The organism is Gammaproteobacteria bacterium (ex Lamellibrachia satsuma) (assembly GCA_019623805.1).
In the GTDB taxonomy this organism is placed as follows: domain Bacteria; phylum Pseudomonadota; class Gammaproteobacteria; order Chromatiales; family Chromatiaceae; genus QGON01.
The window spans coordinates 926527-943613 of the sequence record CP053680.1; the positions used below are offsets into that span (position 1 = coordinate 926527).

Annotated in this window: 18 protein-coding genes; 3 read left to right on the forward strand and 15 right to left on the reverse strand. The window is 54.4% G+C overall.

Annotated features, from left to right (window positions below; genetic code table 11):
* Nucleotides 1–11 precede the first annotated feature (11 nt).
* Together HPY30_04150 and HPY30_04155 are read right to left on the reverse strand one after the other, a co-directional pair.
* Complete coding sequence (locus HPY30_04150; GenBank protein QYZ65250.1) at nt 12–938, reverse strand: MBL fold metallo-hydrolase; 927 nt, start codon at nt 936–938, stop codon at nt 12–14.
* A 39-nt stretch (nt 939–977) separates the two neighbouring features.
* Nucleotides 978–1661 (reverse strand): hypothetical protein, encoded by a 684-nt coding sequence (locus HPY30_04155; protein ID QYZ65251.1) that lies wholly within the window; start codon nt 1659–1661, stop codon nt 978–980.
* 29 nt (nt 1662–1690) lie between these two features.
* Here HPY30_04155 and HPY30_04160 point away from each other — a divergent pair, with 29 nt between their 5' ends.
* Entirely contained in the window at nt 1691–2734 is a 1044-nt protein-coding gene (locus HPY30_04160) for an AraC family transcriptional regulator (GenBank protein ID QYZ65252.1), read from the forward strand.
* Complete coding sequence (locus HPY30_04165; GenBank protein ID QYZ67897.1) at nt 2677–3177, forward strand: DUF4143 domain-containing protein; 501 nt, start codon at nt 2677–2679, stop codon at nt 3175–3177. The genes HPY30_04160 and HPY30_04165 overlap by 58 nt, the downstream gene beginning before the upstream one ends.
* 8 nt (nt 3178–3185) lie before the next feature.
* Here the strand turns inward: HPY30_04165 and HPY30_04170 are convergent, their stop codons facing one another.
* The 5 genes from HPY30_04170 to guaB form a co-directional block, all read right to left on the reverse strand.
* Nucleotides 3186–3479 (reverse strand): hypothetical protein, encoded by a 294-nt coding sequence (locus HPY30_04170; protein QYZ65253.1) that lies wholly within the window; start codon nt 3477–3479, stop codon nt 3186–3188.
* Between the two features lie 195 nt (nt 3480–3674).
* A complete protein-coding gene (locus tag HPY30_04175) occupies nt 3675–3824 on the reverse strand; it encodes a hypothetical protein (protein ID QYZ65254.1) in 150 nt (49 codons plus the stop codon).
* A gap of 93 nt (nt 3825–3917) precedes the next feature.
* Entirely contained in the window at nt 3918–5042 is a 1125-nt protein-coding gene (locus HPY30_04180) for a Fic family protein (GenBank protein QYZ65255.1), read from the reverse strand.
* Between the two features lie 262 nt (nt 5043–5304).
* Nucleotides 5305–6882, reverse strand: a complete 1578-nt coding sequence (gene guaA, locus HPY30_04185; protein QYZ65256.1) for a glutamine-hydrolyzing GMP synthase — start codon at nt 6880–6882, stop codon at nt 5305–5307.
* 119 nt (nt 6883–7001) lie between these two features.
* Nucleotides 7002–8468 (reverse strand): IMP dehydrogenase, encoded by a 1467-nt coding sequence (gene guaB, locus HPY30_04190; GenBank protein QYZ65257.1) that lies wholly within the window; start codon nt 8466–8468, stop codon nt 7002–7004.
* 194 nt (nt 8469–8662) lie between these two features.
* Here guaB and xseA point away from each other — a divergent pair, with 194 nt between their 5' ends.
* Nucleotides 8663–10012 (forward strand): exodeoxyribonuclease VII large subunit, encoded by a 1350-nt coding sequence (gene xseA / locus HPY30_04195; protein ID QYZ65258.1) that lies wholly within the window; start codon nt 8663–8665, stop codon nt 10010–10012.
* Between the two features lie 246 nt (nt 10013–10258).
* On the opposite strand, the gene HPY30_04200 is transcribed toward xseA, so the two are convergent.
* The 8 genes from HPY30_04200 to HPY30_04235 all read right to left on the reverse strand — a co-directional run bounded on the left by HPY30_04200 (nt 10259) and on the right by HPY30_04235 (nt 17028).
* A complete protein-coding gene (locus HPY30_04200) occupies nt 10259–12652 on the reverse strand; it encodes an AAA family ATPase (GenBank protein ID QYZ65259.1) in 2394 nt (797 codons plus the stop codon).
* A 2-nt stretch (nt 12653–12654) separates the two neighbouring features.
* On the reverse strand, nt 12655–13053 hold the full coding sequence (locus HPY30_04205; protein ID QYZ65260.1) for a host attachment protein: 399 nt from the start codon (nt 13051–13053) through the stop codon (nt 12655–12657).
* A gap of 140 nt (nt 13054–13193) precedes the next feature.
* Nucleotides 13194–14612, reverse strand: coding sequence for an aldehyde dehydrogenase family protein (locus HPY30_04210; protein QYZ67898.1), 1419 nt, complete (start codon nt 14610–14612; stop codon nt 13194–13196).
* A gap of 45 nt (nt 14613–14657) precedes the next feature.
* Nucleotides 14658–14855 carry a hypothetical protein gene (locus HPY30_04215; GenBank protein QYZ65261.1) on the reverse strand — a complete coding sequence of 66 codons (198 nt, stop codon included), beginning with the start codon at nt 14853–14855 and terminating at the stop codon, nt 14658–14660.
* A gap of 178 nt (nt 14856–15033) precedes the next feature.
* The gene (locus tag HPY30_04220) at nt 15034–15462 is read right to left on the reverse strand and encodes a DUF1841 family protein (protein QYZ65262.1); all 429 of its coding nucleotides are present in this window, start codon (nt 15460–15462) and stop codon (nt 15034–15036) included.
* A gap of 17 nt (nt 15463–15479) precedes the next feature.
* Nucleotides 15480–15935, reverse strand: a complete 456-nt coding sequence (locus tag HPY30_04225) for a DUF302 domain-containing protein (GenBank protein QYZ65263.1) — start codon at nt 15933–15935, stop codon at nt 15480–15482.
* 36 nt (nt 15936–15971) lie between these two features.
* The gene (nth, locus tag HPY30_04230; protein ID QYZ65264.1) at nt 15972–16604 is read right to left on the reverse strand and encodes an endonuclease III; all 633 of its coding nucleotides are present in this window, start codon (nt 16602–16604) and stop codon (nt 15972–15974) included.
* A gap of 34 nt (nt 16605–16638) precedes the next feature.
* Nucleotides 16639–17028, reverse strand: a complete 390-nt coding sequence (locus tag HPY30_04235) for an arsenate reductase ArsC (protein QYZ65265.1) — start codon at nt 17026–17028, stop codon at nt 16639–16641.
* Nucleotides 17029–17087: the final 59 nt, after the last annotated feature.

Consider the following 17087-nt stretch of genomic DNA (forward strand, 5'->3'; position numbering starts at 1 on the left):
CGAACACAGGGTCAATACCCCAATGCCTCGCCAGTAAAATCCCGTACCAGGTTAAGAACAAACATGTCGCTGAAACCGTGCCAATCACCATACTTCTCACGCATTGGGTAATAGACGGCATCAAAGTACTTGCCAATCTGATCCGTGCGCACGCCTGGTGTGCCGAATTCCTGAACCGCTTCCTGCGCCAGACGGCGCCCTTCTTCCATCATGTCGCGCCAATCGATCAAGTCCTGCTTAGTGCCATATCCGAAATGCGAAGGTATGAAGGTATCGAAGTCGATGTCGATAATTCGATTCATCGCAGCGAGGTATCCTGGTGCATAGCGGTCCGGTACGCCGACCGGAGCGACAGTTTTTACCAAGCCGACATCAGCTGTAAAAACCAGTCGTTCCGATGGAATATGGAAGGCATAAAGTGTGTCCGTGTGCGATAAGCCAAGATGCAGCGCCTGAATCTCCACACCACCAATATTCAACACTGTATCACCCGAGATGTAGCGAGTTGGTCTGAGCAAATCTCCATGCTCAACCGCCTCCCAATACAACGGACTTTTTTCGTGAGCGATAATGTTTATCGGTAACAGAGCCGCTCCACCCCGTGTGTGGTCGAGGTGATAATGCGAATAGACGAGGGTATGAACCTTTTGGCCTGGGAAATTGCGATCCAGCTCCTTCTTGAGTGCGGCCGACATTTCTGGGTTCATGGGGTCGATAACGACCAAACCTGCTTCCGTCTCGATAACCACGTTACGATACCAGTTCCATCGGAACGTATATACTTTCTCGGCCACCTTTTCGAACTGTGTTCCGTCGATTTCCGGCCCGTGAAAGTAAGGGTCTACCGTTCCCATCACGGTTTTGAGCACGAAACTTTCGCAGCCGGCAGTAAATACCATGGTCACCGCGACCATCAGTGCGGCAAGTGTCTTTTTCACAATCTTCTCCTGGTTTGAGTTTGTCTCAGTGTGAACGGATTAAGCACGAGCCGATTCGGCAACAGTGTTCTCAACGCGAAGCAGCTTCCAAATCGAAACCAGGTGAAACCACAGCCACAGTGGAGCAGGCAGGAACACGGCATACATCATCGGGTGATGTGGTCCGATTTCCGGCAGTAGGACTAACGCCAGCGAACTGGCAACAACCAGGATATCCACAAGTCCGAAGATGTTGGCAAACCAGGCGCGTCGAGCACCCTGGACCCCCGCCGCAACCGAGAAAGCGGCGATCAAACCAAAAAAGCCTGCGCCGATGTGTGTGTATCCGTCCAGTATCCCGAAGGTTTGCGGTAGTACGCCGGTGCTGGCCTGCATCAGGAAGGTTGCCCCAAAGAAGACCCTGATACCTTGCAGCAACATCAGCTGGCGCTGGTCCAGTCCAAACAATAAATTTCTAATTGGTGGGATCAATAGCAACGGCACACCCACGGCACCGACTGCGGCAAAGATAATGGCTAGAAACGCGACTCCGGAAATGTCGTGGGCGAAAATACTCTGGTTGTACAGGCCTACATGTAGGACAGCCAACCAAAGAAGCATTGCAAGTCCTATGACAAAGCGTTTTCCGCCGAGCGGTTTTACGAGCGACAAGGCCCACAGGGTGTAAATAATCATCAGGACGTCCAGACCGATCATGATCCAGGTGGGGGAAATTTCTGACATGACAATAAGCTCCTTGTTCAGTATGATTGATGACAGCACGTTACCATTCAGAGCTAGTCGCCACGATGCTTGTTTCTACTGTAGATAATGCAGATACTACTTTTCATTCACTTGAGTCAGATGTTTTAGATGACGCATTGAGGTCACTACATATCAGCGGTAGCGTACTGTTGAGAGAGGTTTATGAGCCCCCTTGGGCCGTTGCGGTGCCTGATTCTAGCGATTTGGCTACTTTGCTCAACACGGGCAAATCAATTCTTGTGGTTGCCTTCCATTTGGTTGAATTCGGACATTGTGAAATCGTGACTGATGGAGGTGAAACACAGCATCTGAAGGCTGGAGAGATGGTGATCTGCTTTGGAGGAACGAGCCATCAGCTGTCACAGGGCGGGCCTGCCAAAGTTCAAGCGATTGAATCCTTGCTGGCAGGTGGTCCCAACGTGCAGCGTGCCGCTCCCAGCGTTTCATCGGACGGAACTTCCTTGCTTTGCGGCGCATTTCTGTTGAGTCATACCAAGCTCAATCCATTGTTTGCGGCATTACCTCCGGTAATGCGGGCCAACTTTTCCCGTGCCGGTGAATTCAACAATCTGTCCGGTGTCGCGCGTCTAATGGCTGAAGAAATCGATCAACGATCACCCGGCGGCGGGTACGTGGTTGAGCGCCTCCTCGAGATCCTTTGCGCCGAGGCGGTACGTTCACACCTCGAAACCGTTTCTCCAGATAAGACAAACTGGTTCCGTGGGATAAAGGATCCGGTCATTGGAAAAGCCGTTGCGGCCATTCACGCACACCCGGGCGAGAATTGGTCTGTACAGCGGTTGGCAGACCGCGTGGCGATGTCACCTTCGCGTTTTGCCGCACGGTTTTCCGAGTCCATAGGTGACAGCCCTATGTCGTATATTACCAAGTGGCGAATGAGCCTGGCTTGCCGAGCACTCGCCGAAGGCAACCAAAGCGTGGATCAGCTCGCCGAAACGGTTGGCTATGAGAGCCCGGCCGCGTTCAGCCGTACATTCAAGAAACATGTCGGCGTATCGCCTGCCGTTTGGAAAACTCAGGTAAAAGCCTGAACAGACGGCAAACAACCTCGAGTCCGCGAGGTCCTTTATGCACAAAACAGTTGATCTTTCCCCTCGATAAAATCCTTTTTTCTTTCCAGTTCTTCAACCAGAAAATCCCTGAAAATACGTACTCTGGCAGTAGTATGCGTATTCTCAAGGCCCGTTATAACGCAGGCGAAACCTCGAACCTTTACTACTGGCGTGATCGTTCGGGACACGAGGTGGATCTGTTGATTGACCATGGAAGCCATCTGTCACCGCTGGAAATCAAATCCGGGCAGACCATCAACAAGGGTTACTTCAAGGGGCTGGAGTTCTGGCAAAAGCTGGCGGGTAAAACAGCCGGAAAGGCGTGGCTGGTTTACGGCGGTGACAGCCGACAGATGCGCTCCGATGTCACTGTTCTTCCGTGGCATGAAATCAACTCAGAGCGGATTGTTATGACCGTATGATTTGGCCATCATTCCTTATTCGCGTCTCTTCGGCTCAGATCATCCAATGCACTTTCAGTCATAATTATCTTGTTCTTTTTCTTTAGCTTAACTACCTTAGGATCAAAGCTTTCCTGAATATCCTGGTGATTTTCGACTAACCAGACATTCGACCGGTTGATCTCTTCTGCCAAAAACTTTTCCAACTCCGCATATTCAGCGACCAGTGAGTTGTAGTCTGACATAAAACGACGCCAGCGAATCTGCCTCAGATGATCGCCTGCATCGAAGACCCGGTGGTCATCAAGTCGATTTTGGCTCATCTAGACGCGCAAGTACCAAAGCAGAGAGAAGCGGCATTACCCGATAGCCGTGGGCCACCACAAGTTGGCCTGTTTAGCTGATCCACTGGAATGTCTCCAAATCTCTCTAATGTGCAGCGAAATGCTGACTCGACAGGGAATCGACTGGTTTCGGAACTCTATTTGGCGGAAAAATGGGTAAAATCGTGCGGGTTTTCAGGGCAGGGCTACCGGGTCTTTTGCCAATATCAGTGCTTCGATCCTGTCGTTCAACTCCGGATAGCGGAGGTAAAGGTCGAATATAAAATTCTGCAAGGTATCTGCATCGATATTAGTCAGTTTCTCTTTGAGTGCATCGATGTTCATTGGACAAAACGGAAATTCATTAAATCGTTCAGACTCGTGTAGATGAATTCGCTCGCTCCAGAGCGAAGAGAATCATTTCCTCGTCAGACCAGACTAAGCCGATTCAACAATCGCCAACTCATATCTGGTTGTTCTGCCGCCACCTGGTAACGGCGTTATAATGCCTTTTGCAACCAGGTCAGAAAGGTCACGGCTGGCTGTTCGATTGGGACACTTGGTGATCGCTTCATATTTCTTTGTCGTTATTCCGCCTTCAAAGCCCTTTCGACCTTCAGCAAATACTCGGGATACCATCCTGGCCTGCCGGTCATTTAACTGATCGTCATAGGCTTCGTAGAAACGTGTCTTGACCAATACAAAGTTCACCTCTTCCCTGGCAATTCCCTGTGCCTTGATGATTGTGTCGGCGAAATAATCCAGCCAAACGTCAACATCCAGGTTTCCACGACTCGTTTTCTCCAATTGCAGATAATAGGATTTCTTATCCGCCTCTATCGCCGTGGCAAGACAAGCCGTGGTCGGATAACTGAGAGACTGCGAAAGCGCATGGTCAGCAACCGCCCTGCCGACTCGCCCGTTACCATCATCGAAGGGATGAATCACCTCGAACCAGAGATGCGCAATACCTGCTCGAGCAATCCCGGGTATTGACTTATCCCCGTCCAGGGGACTGGTTTGGTTGTACCAGTTGATAAGCTTTGCCATTTCATCAGGCACCTGAGTCGCTGGCGGGGCCTCATAGTGAACCTTTTCATGACCGTAAGGACCGCTCAAGATCTGCATTGGCGAAGGATCATTGCGGTATGCGCCACGCAGAATAGACGTGTAGCGCTGCTCCGGAACAGCCATGGATTGCCACTTGCCCAGCAGGTCATCTGTCAGCGATGTTTGCCAGTTCTTGCGAACGTCCACCAGCAGCGAAGCTGCCCCCGCTGCTTTCTGGTCTGAGTTGTCCGGTAGCGTATCCGATGTGATTAAAGAGAGTAGCGACGACCTGACCGATTCCCTGTCCAGATCCTCGCCCTCAATGGCACTGGTTTTCATGGCCTCGGAAAGCATCAAGTCGATCATAGCATCCTCTCGGGATGCCATCGGTAGCGCATCAAAGCTGCCCGCCAGGCGCTCTGAGTTCAGGCGAAATTCAAGCTCCCGGTTTTCGAGCGCAAGCTTGTCGTAGTGGAAATCGGGCCAATCAGATTGTTGCCATATCCATCTCATGGCGTGATTCTAGCGCTTATTCACGCCATTATATAGCCTTATTGGCGTGATTATGCTGCATAATCACGCCACACCCATCCGAGAAGACGTATCCGAACGCCTCCCATTAATACCATGACTGCACCAGTCTGCCTCTCATGGAATCGATGTCTCCTGTCTTACTACACGCAATAAATACCATGAAAAACACCATTGATGATGCAAATTACATTGTTGTTTTGATTAATTTTATTATTATAAATCAATGCGTTAAGAATTCCAGTCACTCCCACTCAATCGTCGCCGGGGGCTTACTCGAAATATCATAAGCCACCCTCGCAATCCCCTGCACCTCGTTGATGATGCGCCGGGAAACCTCTTCCAGAAAATCGTAGGGCAGATGGGCAAACTTGGCTGTCATGAAATCCACGGTTTTCACGGCGCGCAGTGAAACCACATATTCATAACGCCGCGTATCACCCACAACGCCGACAGACTTTACTGGAATAAAGACGGTAAACGCCTGACTCACTTCGTCATACAACTTGTGTTTGTAGAGTTCTTCAATGTAGATGTGATCCGCCTGGCGCAGCAGGTCCGCATACTCTTTCTTCACTTCGCCGAGAATACGCACACCGAGTCCCGGTCCGGGGAAGGGATGGCGGTAGATCATCTCGTAGGGCAGACCCAGTTCCACACCGATCTTACGTACTTCGTCCTTGAAGAGTTCACGCAGAGGCTCGATCAGCTCCAGCTTCATGTAGTCAGGCAATCCACCCACATTGTGGTGGGACTTGATGACATGCGCCTTGCCCGATTTTGCACCAGCAGATTCGATCACATCAGGATAGATAGTTCCCTGGGCGAGGAACTCGACCTCATCCAGTTTGCTCGCCTCCTCCTCGAATATGTCGATAAAAAGATTGCCGATGATCTTGCGTTTCTGCTCGGGATCAGAGACCCCTTTCAACGCCTTGAGGAAGCGATCCTCCGCATTGACCCTGATCACCGTCACACCCATGTGTTCGGCGAAGGTCGCCATGACCTGATCCCCTTCATGCAGACGCAGCAGGCCATTGTCGACAAAAACACAGGTCAGCTGATCGCCGATAGCTTTGTGTAACAGCGCCGCCACCACAGAGGAGTCGACGCCGCCGGAGAGTCCCAACACCACCTGCTTGTCACCCACCCGTTCACGGGCATGGTTGATGTTCTCCTCGATGATCTGCCCTGAGGTCCAGAGTGCCTCGCAAACACAGATCTCAAACAGAAACTTGTCGATGATGCGCTTGCCCTGATGCGTATGGGTCACTTCCGGGTGAAACTGCAGGCCATAGAAGCCACGCACCTCGTCCGCCATACCGGCAAGCGGTGCGTTGCCGGTCTCACAGATGACATGGAAACCGTTCGGCAAAGCATCGACCCGGTCGCCATGACTCATCCAGACGTCCAGCAGGCCATAACCCTCTTCGCTGGTATGGTCCTCGATATCCCGCAATAGTTTGGAGTGTCCCCGTGCGCGCACCTGGGCATAACCGTATTCATGTTTGTCGGAAGGGGTCACACTGCCACCCAGCTGTGCCGCCATGGTCTGCATGCCGTAGCAGATGCCCAATACCGGCACGCCCAGTTCAAATATCTCCTGGGGAGCGCAGGGTGATTCATCCACAGTGGCCGTCTCCGGCCCGCCTGAGAGGATCACTCCAGCGGGTTTATCCCCGGTTAGCCCCTCATCCGCATTGTCATAGGGGTAGATCTCGCAATAGACTCCCGCCTCACGTACACGTCGAGCGATGAGTTGGGTGTACTGGGAGCCAAAGTCGAGGATAAGGATTCGATGGGCGTGGATGTCAGTGGTCATGACGATAATCCTGAATGTACCGTAGGAGCGGCGCCTCGCCGCGAATTAGCCCAAATTCGGGGAAATCGCGGCGAGGCGCCGCTCCTACAGGTTGCAAATAGCGTTTAGAAAGACACAGATCAGTCGCGACGATAGTTCGGCGCTTCCTTGGTGATGGTAACGTCATGCACATGAGACTCGGTCATGCCTGCATTGGTTACCCGCACGAACTCCGGCTTGGTACGCATCTCATCGATGGTGGCGCAACCGGTATAACCCATGCTGGAGCGGATACCACCGATAATCTGGTAGATGATGCTCAGAGCGGTCCCCTTATAAGGCACCCTTCCCTCGATGCCCTCCGGCACCAACTTCTCCTTGTCCTGGGTATCTTCCTGGAAATAGCGATCGCTGGAGCCCTGCTTGCCCGACATGGCGCCCAGAGAGCCCATGCCGCGATAGGATTTGTAGGAACGCCCCTGGAAGATCTCAACGTCACCAGGAGATTCATCGGTACCGGCAAACATGCCGCCGATCATCACCGAATAAGCACCGGCTGCGAGTACCTTGGCAATATCACCGGAGTAGCGCAGGCCACCATCCGCAATCAGCGGCACACCGGTGCCCTCCAGCGCTTTGGCGATATTTGATACAGCCGTCACCTGGGGTACCCCCACACCGGCAACGATGCGGGTGGTACAGATCGAACCGGGACCGATACCGACCTTCACCGCATCTGCACCGGCATCCACCAAGGCACGAGCCGCGGCTGCTGTGGCGATGTTGCCGCCGATCACCTGTACTTGTGGATAGTGCTTTTTCACCCAAGCCACCCGGTCGAGCACACCTTGGGAGTGGCCGTGGGCGGTATCCACCACGATGACATCGACTCCGGCCGCAGCCAGCTGTTCGACACGCTCCTCGGTGCCGGCACCCACCCCGACCGCAGCACCCACCCGCAGGCGCTCCTGATCGTCACGGCAGGCATTGGGATTGTCTTTCGCTTTTTGGATATCCTTCACGGTAATCATGCCGCGCAGCTTGAAATCGTCGTTCACCACCAGCACCTTCTCGATACGGTGTTTGTGCAGCAGGTTGAGCACCTTGTCCCGGTCGGCACCCTCTTTTACCGTAACGAGGTTCTCCTTACGGGTCATGATATTGCGTACCGGATCATCCATCTTGCGCTCGAAGCGCAGATCACGGCTGGTTACGATGCCGACCAGGTCATCGCCATCCACCACCGGCACCCCGGAAATATTGTTGGCCCGGGTCAACTCCACGACCTCACCAATACTGATATTCGGCCCAACGGTGATCGGCTCGCGGATAACCCCACTCTCATACTTCTTGACGCTTGCGACCTCCTGGGCCTGCTGCTCCGGCGTCATATTTTTATGCACGATACCGATGCCGCCCTCCAGCGCCAATGCAATGGCGAACTTGGCTTCGGTAACCGTGTCCATCGCCGCAGAGACCAGTGGGATGCTGAGCTCGATCTCGCGGGTAAGCTTGGTGCGCAGCTCCACGTCCTTGGGCAGGATGGTGGAGTGCGCCGGCACCAGCAAAACATCGTCAAAAGTAAGGGCTTCCTCGATAACACGCATAGTTTTCGTTTCCGGGTCGGGTGAACTTAGCCGGGCATTATAGAATTTGACGCCAGACCGGTAAACTGGATAGCCTGACGAATGACAAAAATAGCGGAAAAATTCGGCTATCGAATGATTTTTCCTCTGAAATCCGGGATTTTCGGCTGGCAAAACCCCATCCCGTCTCAGTTGGAGAGCGCCGCGAGGTAACAATGCAGCCAGAACTCAATAATCAACGCGACATCTATTCCATATCCCGTCTTGTCCGGGAGACCCGTGCTGTGCTGGAAGGCAGCTTCCCGCTGCTCTGGATCGAGGGTGAGATATCCAACCTCGCAAAACCAGCCTCCGGACATATCTACTTCTCCCTGAAAGACGAGGCAGCCCAGGTACGCTGCGCCATGTTCCGCATGAAGCGACAGCGTCTGCGTTTTCAACCGGAGAACGGGCAGCAGGTGTTGATCCGCGCCCGCATCAGCCTCTACGAGGCAAGAGGTGAGTTCCAGCTCATCGCGGAGCATATGGAACCCTCCGGTGAAGGGGCGCTGCGGCTCGCCTTCGACCTACTCAAACAGAAACTGGCGGATGAGGGGCTCTTCGACAGCCGCCACAAACAGCCACTGCCCAGCCTGCCGGCACAGATCGGCCTCATCACCTCACCTTCCGGGGCCGCCGTGCGTGATCTGTTGACCGTGCTGCAGCGGCGCTTTCCGGCGATACCCGTGGTCATCTACCCGGTAGCGGTGCAGGGCAAAGAGGCTCCGGCTCAGATCATCCGTAAAATCGAACTCGCCAACCGCCGGGCCGAGTGCGACCTGCTGATCCTCAGCCGTGGAGGCGGTTCCCTTGAGGATCTGCAGGCCTTCAACGATGAGCAGGTGGCCCGCGCGATCTATGCCTCCAGAATTCCACTGGTCACCGGCATCGGCCACGAGATCGACTTCACGATTGCCGACTTCGTCGCCGATCAGCGGGCCGCCACACCCTCGGCTGCCGCCGAGCTGGTCAGCCCGGATCAAGCAGCCTGGCGGCTCCGACTGCAGCGTCTCCAGCAGCAGATGACCCTGCGCTGGGAGCAGCAGTTCTCAAACTACCGGGAGCGACTGAACAGCCTGTCGGGGCGGCTGGAACGCCAGCATATCGGGCAGCAGCTGCAACAGCGCAGCCAGCGTTTGGATGAACTGAATCAACGGCTGCTGCAGAGCCAAAGACAACTGGCAGAGCGGCAACAGAGCCGTCTGCAGAGCCTACAGACCCGTCTTCTGGCCCAGTCACCGGAACGGCAGATCGAACGTCTGAAGTTCAGCCACAAGACACTGCAGTCACGATTGCGCCAGCAAATCGAAGGAAAGATTGTCAGACAACACAACCGTTTGAGCCAACTGGCAAGGGACCTGCACACCCTGAGTCCACTGAATACCCTGGAACGGGGTTATGCCATCGTCTCCCGAGAGAAGGACGGGCAGATCATCCATGCAGCCGACGAGGTGGCAGTGGGTGATACAGTCAAGGCAAGAGTCGCCAAGGGACAACTGACCTGCCAGGTAACGTCCGTAGACTAGCCGGTTATCCGCATAAAGTCGCCCAGCTCGTAGGTTGGGTTAGGTGCATATCATCACCCAAGGTAATCTTGCCCGCCAAAGCCAAGCATGCACCGTAACCCAACATTCTTCGTAAATTTCTTGCTCAGCTGTTGGGTTACGAAACGCGCTATACAGAGTCAATAAACAGACAATCTGGCATCGTTGCGTTTCTAACCCAACCTACGTTTTTGCAACGATGGTTTTTAGCAAAACACCCGGTAGCGTTCACTCCCCAACCGTGTGCCCGGACAAGGACAATCTCAAGGCAAACCACTCGGCCAACCGCGCCTGAACCTTGCCGTTGAGTGTCTCTTCTGAATAGAGCCCCTGATCATCCGCCACTCCGGCGGGTAATCCCGTCAGCAACTCCAGCGCCTGCTCCACATGCTTTACGGCATACACATGGAATTGCCCCGCTTCTGCCGCCTCGACAACGGCGCGCTTCAACATCAGGTCACGCACATTCGTCTCAGGAATAATGACGCCCTGTGTACCATCCAGACCCCGTTTGTCACAGATATCGAAAAAACCCTCAATCTTCTCGCAAACGCCGCCAATCGGCTGCATCTCGCCATGCTGATTGACGGAACCTGTGATCGCCAAAGACTGGCGGATTGGAATATCCCCCAGTACGGATAAAAGCGCACAGAGTTCACCGGCGGAGGCACTGTCTCCCTCCACTTCTCCATAGGTCTGTTCGAAAACCAGTGTGGCGGCCACGGAGAGCGGCTGGTAACGCGCGTAGCGGCGATTGAGGTAGGCCGCCAGGATGAAGACGCCCTTGCTGTGAATGGGACCGCCCTGATCCACTTCCCGCTCGATGTCGATGACTTCACCGCTGCCAATTCGTGCAGTGGCGCTGATTCGATTTGGCAGGCCAAACGCGTGATCACCCACCTGAACCACAGCGAGACCATTCACCCGCCCCAATTGAATGCCGTCAGTATCGATCATCAGGGTGCCATTCAGGATTTCCTGCTGCAGCAATTCACAATATTGACTCACCCGACGCAACTGTTGCTGTATGGCCCATTGCACGTGCTCGGCTCCGATCGATTCACTGTCGAGCGCTTCTGCCCTGTAATCCGATTCTTTAAGCAGATCCAGCAGACTGCCGATGTGCAACGACAACTTTTCACCGTTCCCGGCATTTCTGGCGGCCTCTTCGATGAGGCGCTGAACCGCGGCCTTGGTAACGGGATGCAACCCCTCCTGTCGCTGTAACGTCGCAATGAGCCGCGCAAACATCTCATCGTTACCGTTTTCCCGTGGCAGTGACTCGGAAAAATCAGCCACCACCTTGAAGAGCGTGCCGAAGTCAGAATCGTAGGCCTTCAACAGATGATATATCTGACGATCACCGATCAGCACCACTTTAAGATCAATCGGGATAGGATCGGGTTCCAGGGTGATAGTGCTGAGCATGCTGAGTTGCCGCTCCAGCGGTTCAATACGAACCTCACGAGAGTTCAGTGTGCGCTTCAGGGCATCCCAGGCAAACCCGTTCGACAACAACTTTTCGGCGTCCAGCACCAGAAACCCGTCGTTGGCCCGGTGCAGCGCACCCGGTTTGATGAGGGTGAAATCGGTGGCCAGCGTACCCATGCGGGCCCGGTGTTCCACCCTGCCCAATAGATTCTGATAGGTGGGGTTGGGTTCGTAGATGATCGGCACCGCCGGCCCATCCCTGTTGTCCACCAACAGATTGATCCTGTAACGCGTAAAACGGGGATCATCTGCCTCAATAAGGTTTCCCGCCTCATCTTCGTTATTGCGAAAGCGTTCGAGGTTATCGAGTACGTCCGATCTGACCTGATCGAGATAGCTGACCAGTTCCGCCTGTTCCACATATTTGCGGGTCAGTTCACCCACCAGCCGATTGACGACCAGTTCGGCCACCTCCTGCTCCAGCGCCTTGTAACGCACACGCATCTCACGCTGCCATAGAGGAATCTGCCCCAGGGTATCCCTGAGCTCCCGGTGAAACGCCTCAATTTTGGACTCTATCTTCGAGCGTTCTTCCTCCGGCAGTTCCCGAAACGCCTCGGCACTGAGGATCTTGTCGTCCTTCAGCGGTACCAGCGAGTAGCCGTTGGGGGAGTGTAGTAAGGCAATGCCCTGCTGCCGGGTCCTGTCACCAAAATCCGCAGCTATCTTCTCTTCCTGCTCCTGCAACGAAGCGGTGATCTCCTCGGCTCGGTGACGAAACTCTTTGCTCTGCAGAGCAGCCGGGATTGCGCCCAACAGATCGCCCACCAGAATCTCCATATCCTGACGCAGCATTCTGCCCATACCGGGAGGCAGACACAGGGTCTGAGGTTGATTGGGATCATCAAAGTTGGCGACGTAACACCAATCAAGTGAACGTTTGCCAGCAGGCTGACTGAGCCTGTTCAGGGTGTCGGTAACGACCCGGTGACGTCCTACACCGGTGGAACCCATGACGTAGAGGTTGTAACCCTCATGAGGAATGCCCACACCAAAACGGAGCGACTCCAATACCCGCTCCTGTCCGATGATTTCAGGGAGGATCTCAAGGGTTTCTGTGGTGTTGAAATCAAGCCCGCCAAGATCACATGCATGATAGAGAAGGGAAACATCGAGGGACTTGATATCCATCGTCAGAGATATTCGGGCAGATGTTTCCTGATCTGTGCCGGATCCATTGCCGCGAGGTTTTTATCAACCTCGCCGAGAATCAGCTGTTTCAGGGAGTCGCTTTCATGCTTGCGCAGCATGCCGAGAAAAGCGGGGGCAGCCAGCAGATAGAGCTTGCGAAACTCGCCGGTTTTGCGTCCTGCCTCAAGGGTGGCACAGACATGCGCGGCAAAACGATCGGCACCGTCCTGCTTGTGTTCATCCGGCTCCCCTTCAGGTTTGTCAGAAATGAGGTCACCTTCGTGCAGACGTGCCTCAGGGTGGCTTAGTGTCTGGATCTCCTGCAAAGACCCGGCGGACTTTTCTACTGAAAAAATTCTGGCACGACTCGCATCTGCTGCAACTACCCAAGTCATCGACATATTGAACTCCCCTGCTATTTTAATTGAGCGACCGCCGCTACCTTCAACCAGACCGTATCAATACGGCCCGGTCAAGCTGTCTCTACTTAAAGATTAAACCCGTTTGCATCAACTGGCTATTGCGCGAAATCAGGAATCACTCAGATTTCCGTTGAACGAATCACCATCATCTTCTCCACCTGCATATCCCGCATGGTGTGAGGTATGCCGCCAACCCCCATCCCCGACTGCCGCAGACCCGCAAACGGCATCCAGTCAACACGAAAGGCAGTAAACTGATTGACCATCACGGCAGAGGCGTTGAGGCGACGGTAGGCCCGCAGCGAGGTCTCAAGGCTTTTGGTGAAGATAGCGGATTGAAAGGCATAGGGTAGTGAATTTGCCCGTTCGAGGGCTTCATCGAGGTCGTCGTAACTGTAGACGCAGATCACGGGAGCAAAGACCTCCAACGTACTGACTTTCGCATCGGCTGGAGGATTAAGCAGCACAGTAGCGGGATAACAGGTCTCTGAGATCGGCTCGCCGCCACAGAGCAGTTCCGCCCCTCCCTGCACGGCTTCAGTCACCCACTCATGGATGCGCTCCACTTCACGGGGACGGATCAAAGGCCCGATGGCTGTTGCCTCCTGCATCGGATCACCCACAGTCATAGCAGAGCCCTCTTTCGCCAGTCCCTCGGCAAGTTGCCGCGCTATCGATTGCTGGGCGAACACGCGTTGGACAGAGACGCAGACCTGGCCGGCATGGTAGAACCCCCCCTTGGCCAGCAGCGGCATGGCGTCTTCAAGATCCGCATCCGCATCGACGATTACAGGCGCCGCTCCCCCATGCTCCAGCGCACAGCGAGTGCCGGGATAGAGCTGTGAACGCAGCCACCAACCCACCTTTGCGCTGCCGATAAAGGAGAAGAAATCGACCCGGGGATCGGTCACCAACTTGGTAGCCACCTTATGGTCACTTGTCACCAGGCCTTGTACCCATCCCTCGGGCAGTCCCGCTTCCAGCAGGATCTCGATGAAGTGCATACAGGAGAGTGGCGTATCCGCCGCCGGTTTCACGATCACAGGACAGCCAGTGGCCACCGCCGGTCCCACCTGATGCACGATCAGGTTCAACGGGTGGTTGAACGCGCTCAACGCCACCACCACACCGATCGGTTCACGACGGGTAAATGCGAGATGTCCCAGAGAAGCAGCGTTCACCCCCATCGGTATCTCCTCGCCACCCTCGGTGCGCAGGGTCTCGATACATATCTGCATACCGTCGATGGCGCGGGCCACCTCGACCCTGGAATCAAGCAGTGGCTTGCCGCCTTCCCGAGCTGCCTCCAACGCCAGTTGCTCGGCCCGCTCCTGCATTATCTCACCGGCACGTCTCAGGATAATGATGCGCTCGGCAGCCGTCAGCCATCCATCCCGGTTCTGAAACAGGGCGTGAGCCTTGGCCAGCGCCTGACCGACACCCTTTTCATTTAGCGTGTCGATGGTGGCAATAGGTGACTGATCGTAGGGGGCAGTGATCTCCAGGGAACCTGCCGGCTCAATATGACCTGCAATCATGTGGGGAAAGTGGGGTAGCTGATTCACGTGATCTCTCCGTATGTTCTACTTTTGTTCAGGCCGTTTGCGATTCATATACGCGGTCAGCGCTATCGCACCGAAGAGCGCATAGAGCACTGCATCCTGCACCTCCGCGCCAAACCAGATCGCGCCATAACCGGCCACCGCCGCCCCCAATCCGCCAAAGGCAAAACCTCGCATAACGCGGCAGAGGGTGCAGTTCCTGTAGTTGGTTGTCGGCATTGAGCGCTATATTTTGATTTTCGGGATCGGAGTCGAATTTACAATAAATAAAATCAGGATTTGTAGGGCGCGCCATGCGCACCAAAACAAGCTGGAATCACGGTATGTATGCTAATCATGGTGCGCACAGCGCACCCTACATCCTGACTGAATCCGCAATTGTTACATCGATAGCGTACTAGATAACAAGACGTTTGACGCATTCGAGATAGACCTGCTCATCCGGCATCCGTTTGTTGACCTGCGCCTCCCAAAGCATATGTGCAAGACACTCCATCAATTGGTGCTCCGCCTCGTGGGCATCTCCAATACGTTGGGTCAGCCGCTGGTAGAGCCCGGCGATCCCATTCGGACGATCGGTGGAGAGTTGCTCCTGCAGACTAATGTGCATACCCATATGCAGAAACGGATTACTCTCACCGTCTTCCGGCAGAAACTCCCGGCTCAATGCTGCTTCACGGTCGTCCAGCAGTTTATGGTATTCAGTATGTTCAGCCACTACGGCAGCGATCATCTGTTCAAGCGGCTCCAGCGGTTTACCCTGAACCCGCTTGTGCCAGGCATCCACAAAGACCTGCCGGATCTGATTTCTATCGCCTCCAAACACAGAATAGGGATTCCGGATCAGGGCCTGGTCGCCACACGGGCGAACTTGGCCAATATACCGGCCATCTTCTCTTTGACCTTGGGTCGATTATTGATCCCAAAACGGTTGAGCATATAACCCGGACGGGTATAGCTGAACCAGACATGGCCCTCGGCATCCTTCCAGACCAGCACCTTGAGCGGCAGATCGAGGCCGACCCGCTGATCGCTCTTCATCAGGGGAGTCCCCGCCTTCGGGCTGCCGAAGATCAGGAGTTGGGTTGGACGCAATGTTTTGCCGATCTTAGCCGCCCCTTTGGCGTGATCGATACGTGCAAAAACATGCATGCCTGCTGTTCTGACCGTCTTCTCCAGACGATCCATTGTCTTCTGCACACCGAATTGGCTGCGCACGTTTACCAGGCCGTTACCGGCCTCGACATTGGCTACAAACAAAAAGAATAAGGCAAAAAGAGAGACCGCAATTCGATGCATTGGTAAAACTCCTAATAAGATTTCAACCCCGTAGATTTACGACGTCTTCTCCCTGAATTCACAAAGATCCTCAATCACACAGCTGCCGCAACGTGGTTTTCTGGCGACGCAGGTATAACGTCCATGCAGAATAAGCCAGTGGTGAGCATCCTGCAGGAAGGCTTTCGGCGTCCGGCGCAGCAGTTTTTTCTCCACCTCAAGTGGCGTCTTTCCAGGCGCCAGCCGGGTCCGGTTCCCAACCCTGAAGATATGAGTATCCACCGCCATTGTGGGCTGTCCGAAAGCAGTATTCAACACCACATTTGCAGTCTTGCGGCCCACACCGGGCAGCGCCTCCAGTGCCTGTCGCTCATTCGGCACTTCACTGTCGTGAATATCGATCAGCATACGGCAGGTCTGGATGATATTTTTCGCTTTGGAATTGAACAGTCCGATGGTCTTGATATACGCCTTCAAACCCACTTCACCAAGTTCAAAGATTGCTTCCGGCGTATTGGCAACTGGAAACAGGCGCGCTGTTGCCTTATTGACGCCCTTATCCGTCGCCTGAGCAGATAGGATCACCGCCAACAGCAGCTCAAAGGGGGTCCGATAGTTGAGTTCGGTAGTCGGATTTGGATCAGCCGCCTGCAGGCGCTCGAAGATGGCCTGCCGTTTTTCCTTATTCATGAAGGGATAATAAAGGTTTCAGGTTTCAGGTCCCTTAATTAATCCGCGTCAGAAGTTCCAGCACCCGGTGTTCGATCTCATCCCTGACCCGGTTGAATTCTTCCGGCGGCAGTGTTTTGGGATCAGGAAGATCCCAGTCTTCACGGATCAACGCCGGAATATGGGAACATCGATCACCGCACCCCATGGTGATAACAAAATCGAACTGCGCATCGGGCAGGTCACTGAACGATTTGGAGTGGTGTATCGTAAGGTCGTATCCCTTCTCCTGCATCGCGGCAATCGCCTTGGGATTGACCTGGCCACTGGGATTGGAACCGGCACTGAAGGCCGCCAGATGATTACTGCCATGCAGCCGCGCAAAGGCCTCTGCCATCTGACTGCGATTGGAATTCTCCACGCATACAAATAGAACAGCTTTCATAACTCCCCCTGTTTTATTGTTTCCGATCAGACTGCTGCCAGGCTCACAAATGCCGCGGA

Excerpts from the sequence above, each read along its gene's own strand:
- HPY30_04155 (QYZ65251.1), bottom strand. The coding sequence starts at position 1,661 with ATGTCAGAAATTTCCCCCACCTGGATCATGATCGGTCTGGACGTCCTG.
- HPY30_04160 (QYZ65252.1), top strand. The coding sequence starts at position 1,691 with ATGACAGCACGTTACCATTCAGAGCTAGTCGCCACGATGCTTGTTTCT.
- HPY30_04170 (QYZ65253.1), bottom strand. The coding sequence starts at position 3,479 with ATGAGCCAAAATCGACTTGATGACCACCGGGTCTTCGATGCAGGCGAT.
- HPY30_04175 (QYZ65254.1), bottom strand. The coding sequence starts at position 3,824 with ATGAACATCGATGCACTCAAAGAGAAACTGACTAATATCGATGCAGAT.
- HPY30_04180 (QYZ65255.1), bottom strand. The coding sequence starts at position 5,042 with ATGAGATGGATATGGCAACAATCTGATTGGCCCGATTTCCACTACGAC.
- guaA (QYZ65256.1), bottom strand. The coding sequence starts at position 6,882 with ATGACCACTGACATCCACGCCCATCGAATCCTTATCCTCGACTTTGGC.
- guaB (QYZ65257.1), bottom strand. The coding sequence starts at position 8,468 with ATGCGTGTTATCGAGGAAGCCCTTACTTTTGACGATGTTTTGCTGGTG.
- xseA (QYZ65258.1), top strand. The coding sequence starts at position 8,663 with ATGCAGCCAGAACTCAATAATCAACGCGACATCTATTCCATATCCCGT.
- HPY30_04200 (QYZ65259.1), bottom strand. The coding sequence starts at position 12,652 with ATGGATATCAAGTCCCTCGATGTTTCCCTTCTCTATCATGCATGTGAT.
- HPY30_04205 (QYZ65260.1), bottom strand. The coding sequence starts at position 13,053 with ATGTCGATGACTTGGGTAGTTGCAGCAGATGCGAGTCGTGCCAGAATT.
- HPY30_04210 (QYZ67898.1), bottom strand. The coding sequence starts at position 14,612 with ATGATTGCAGGTCATATTGAGCCGGCAGGTTCCCTGGAGATCACTGCC.
- HPY30_04215 (QYZ65261.1), bottom strand. The coding sequence starts at position 14,855 with ATGCCGACAACCAACTACAGGAACTGCACCCTCTGCCGCGTTATGCGA.
- HPY30_04225 (QYZ65263.1), bottom strand. The coding sequence starts at position 15,935 with ATGCATCGAATTGCGGTCTCTCTTTTTGCCTTATTCTTTTTGTTTGTA.
- nth (QYZ65264.1), bottom strand. The coding sequence starts at position 16,604 with ATGAATAAGGAAAAACGGCAGGCCATCTTCGAGCGCCTGCAGGCGGCT.
- HPY30_04235 (QYZ65265.1), bottom strand. The coding sequence starts at position 17,028 with ATGAAAGCTGTTCTATTTGTATGCGTGGAGAATTCCAATCGCAGTCAG.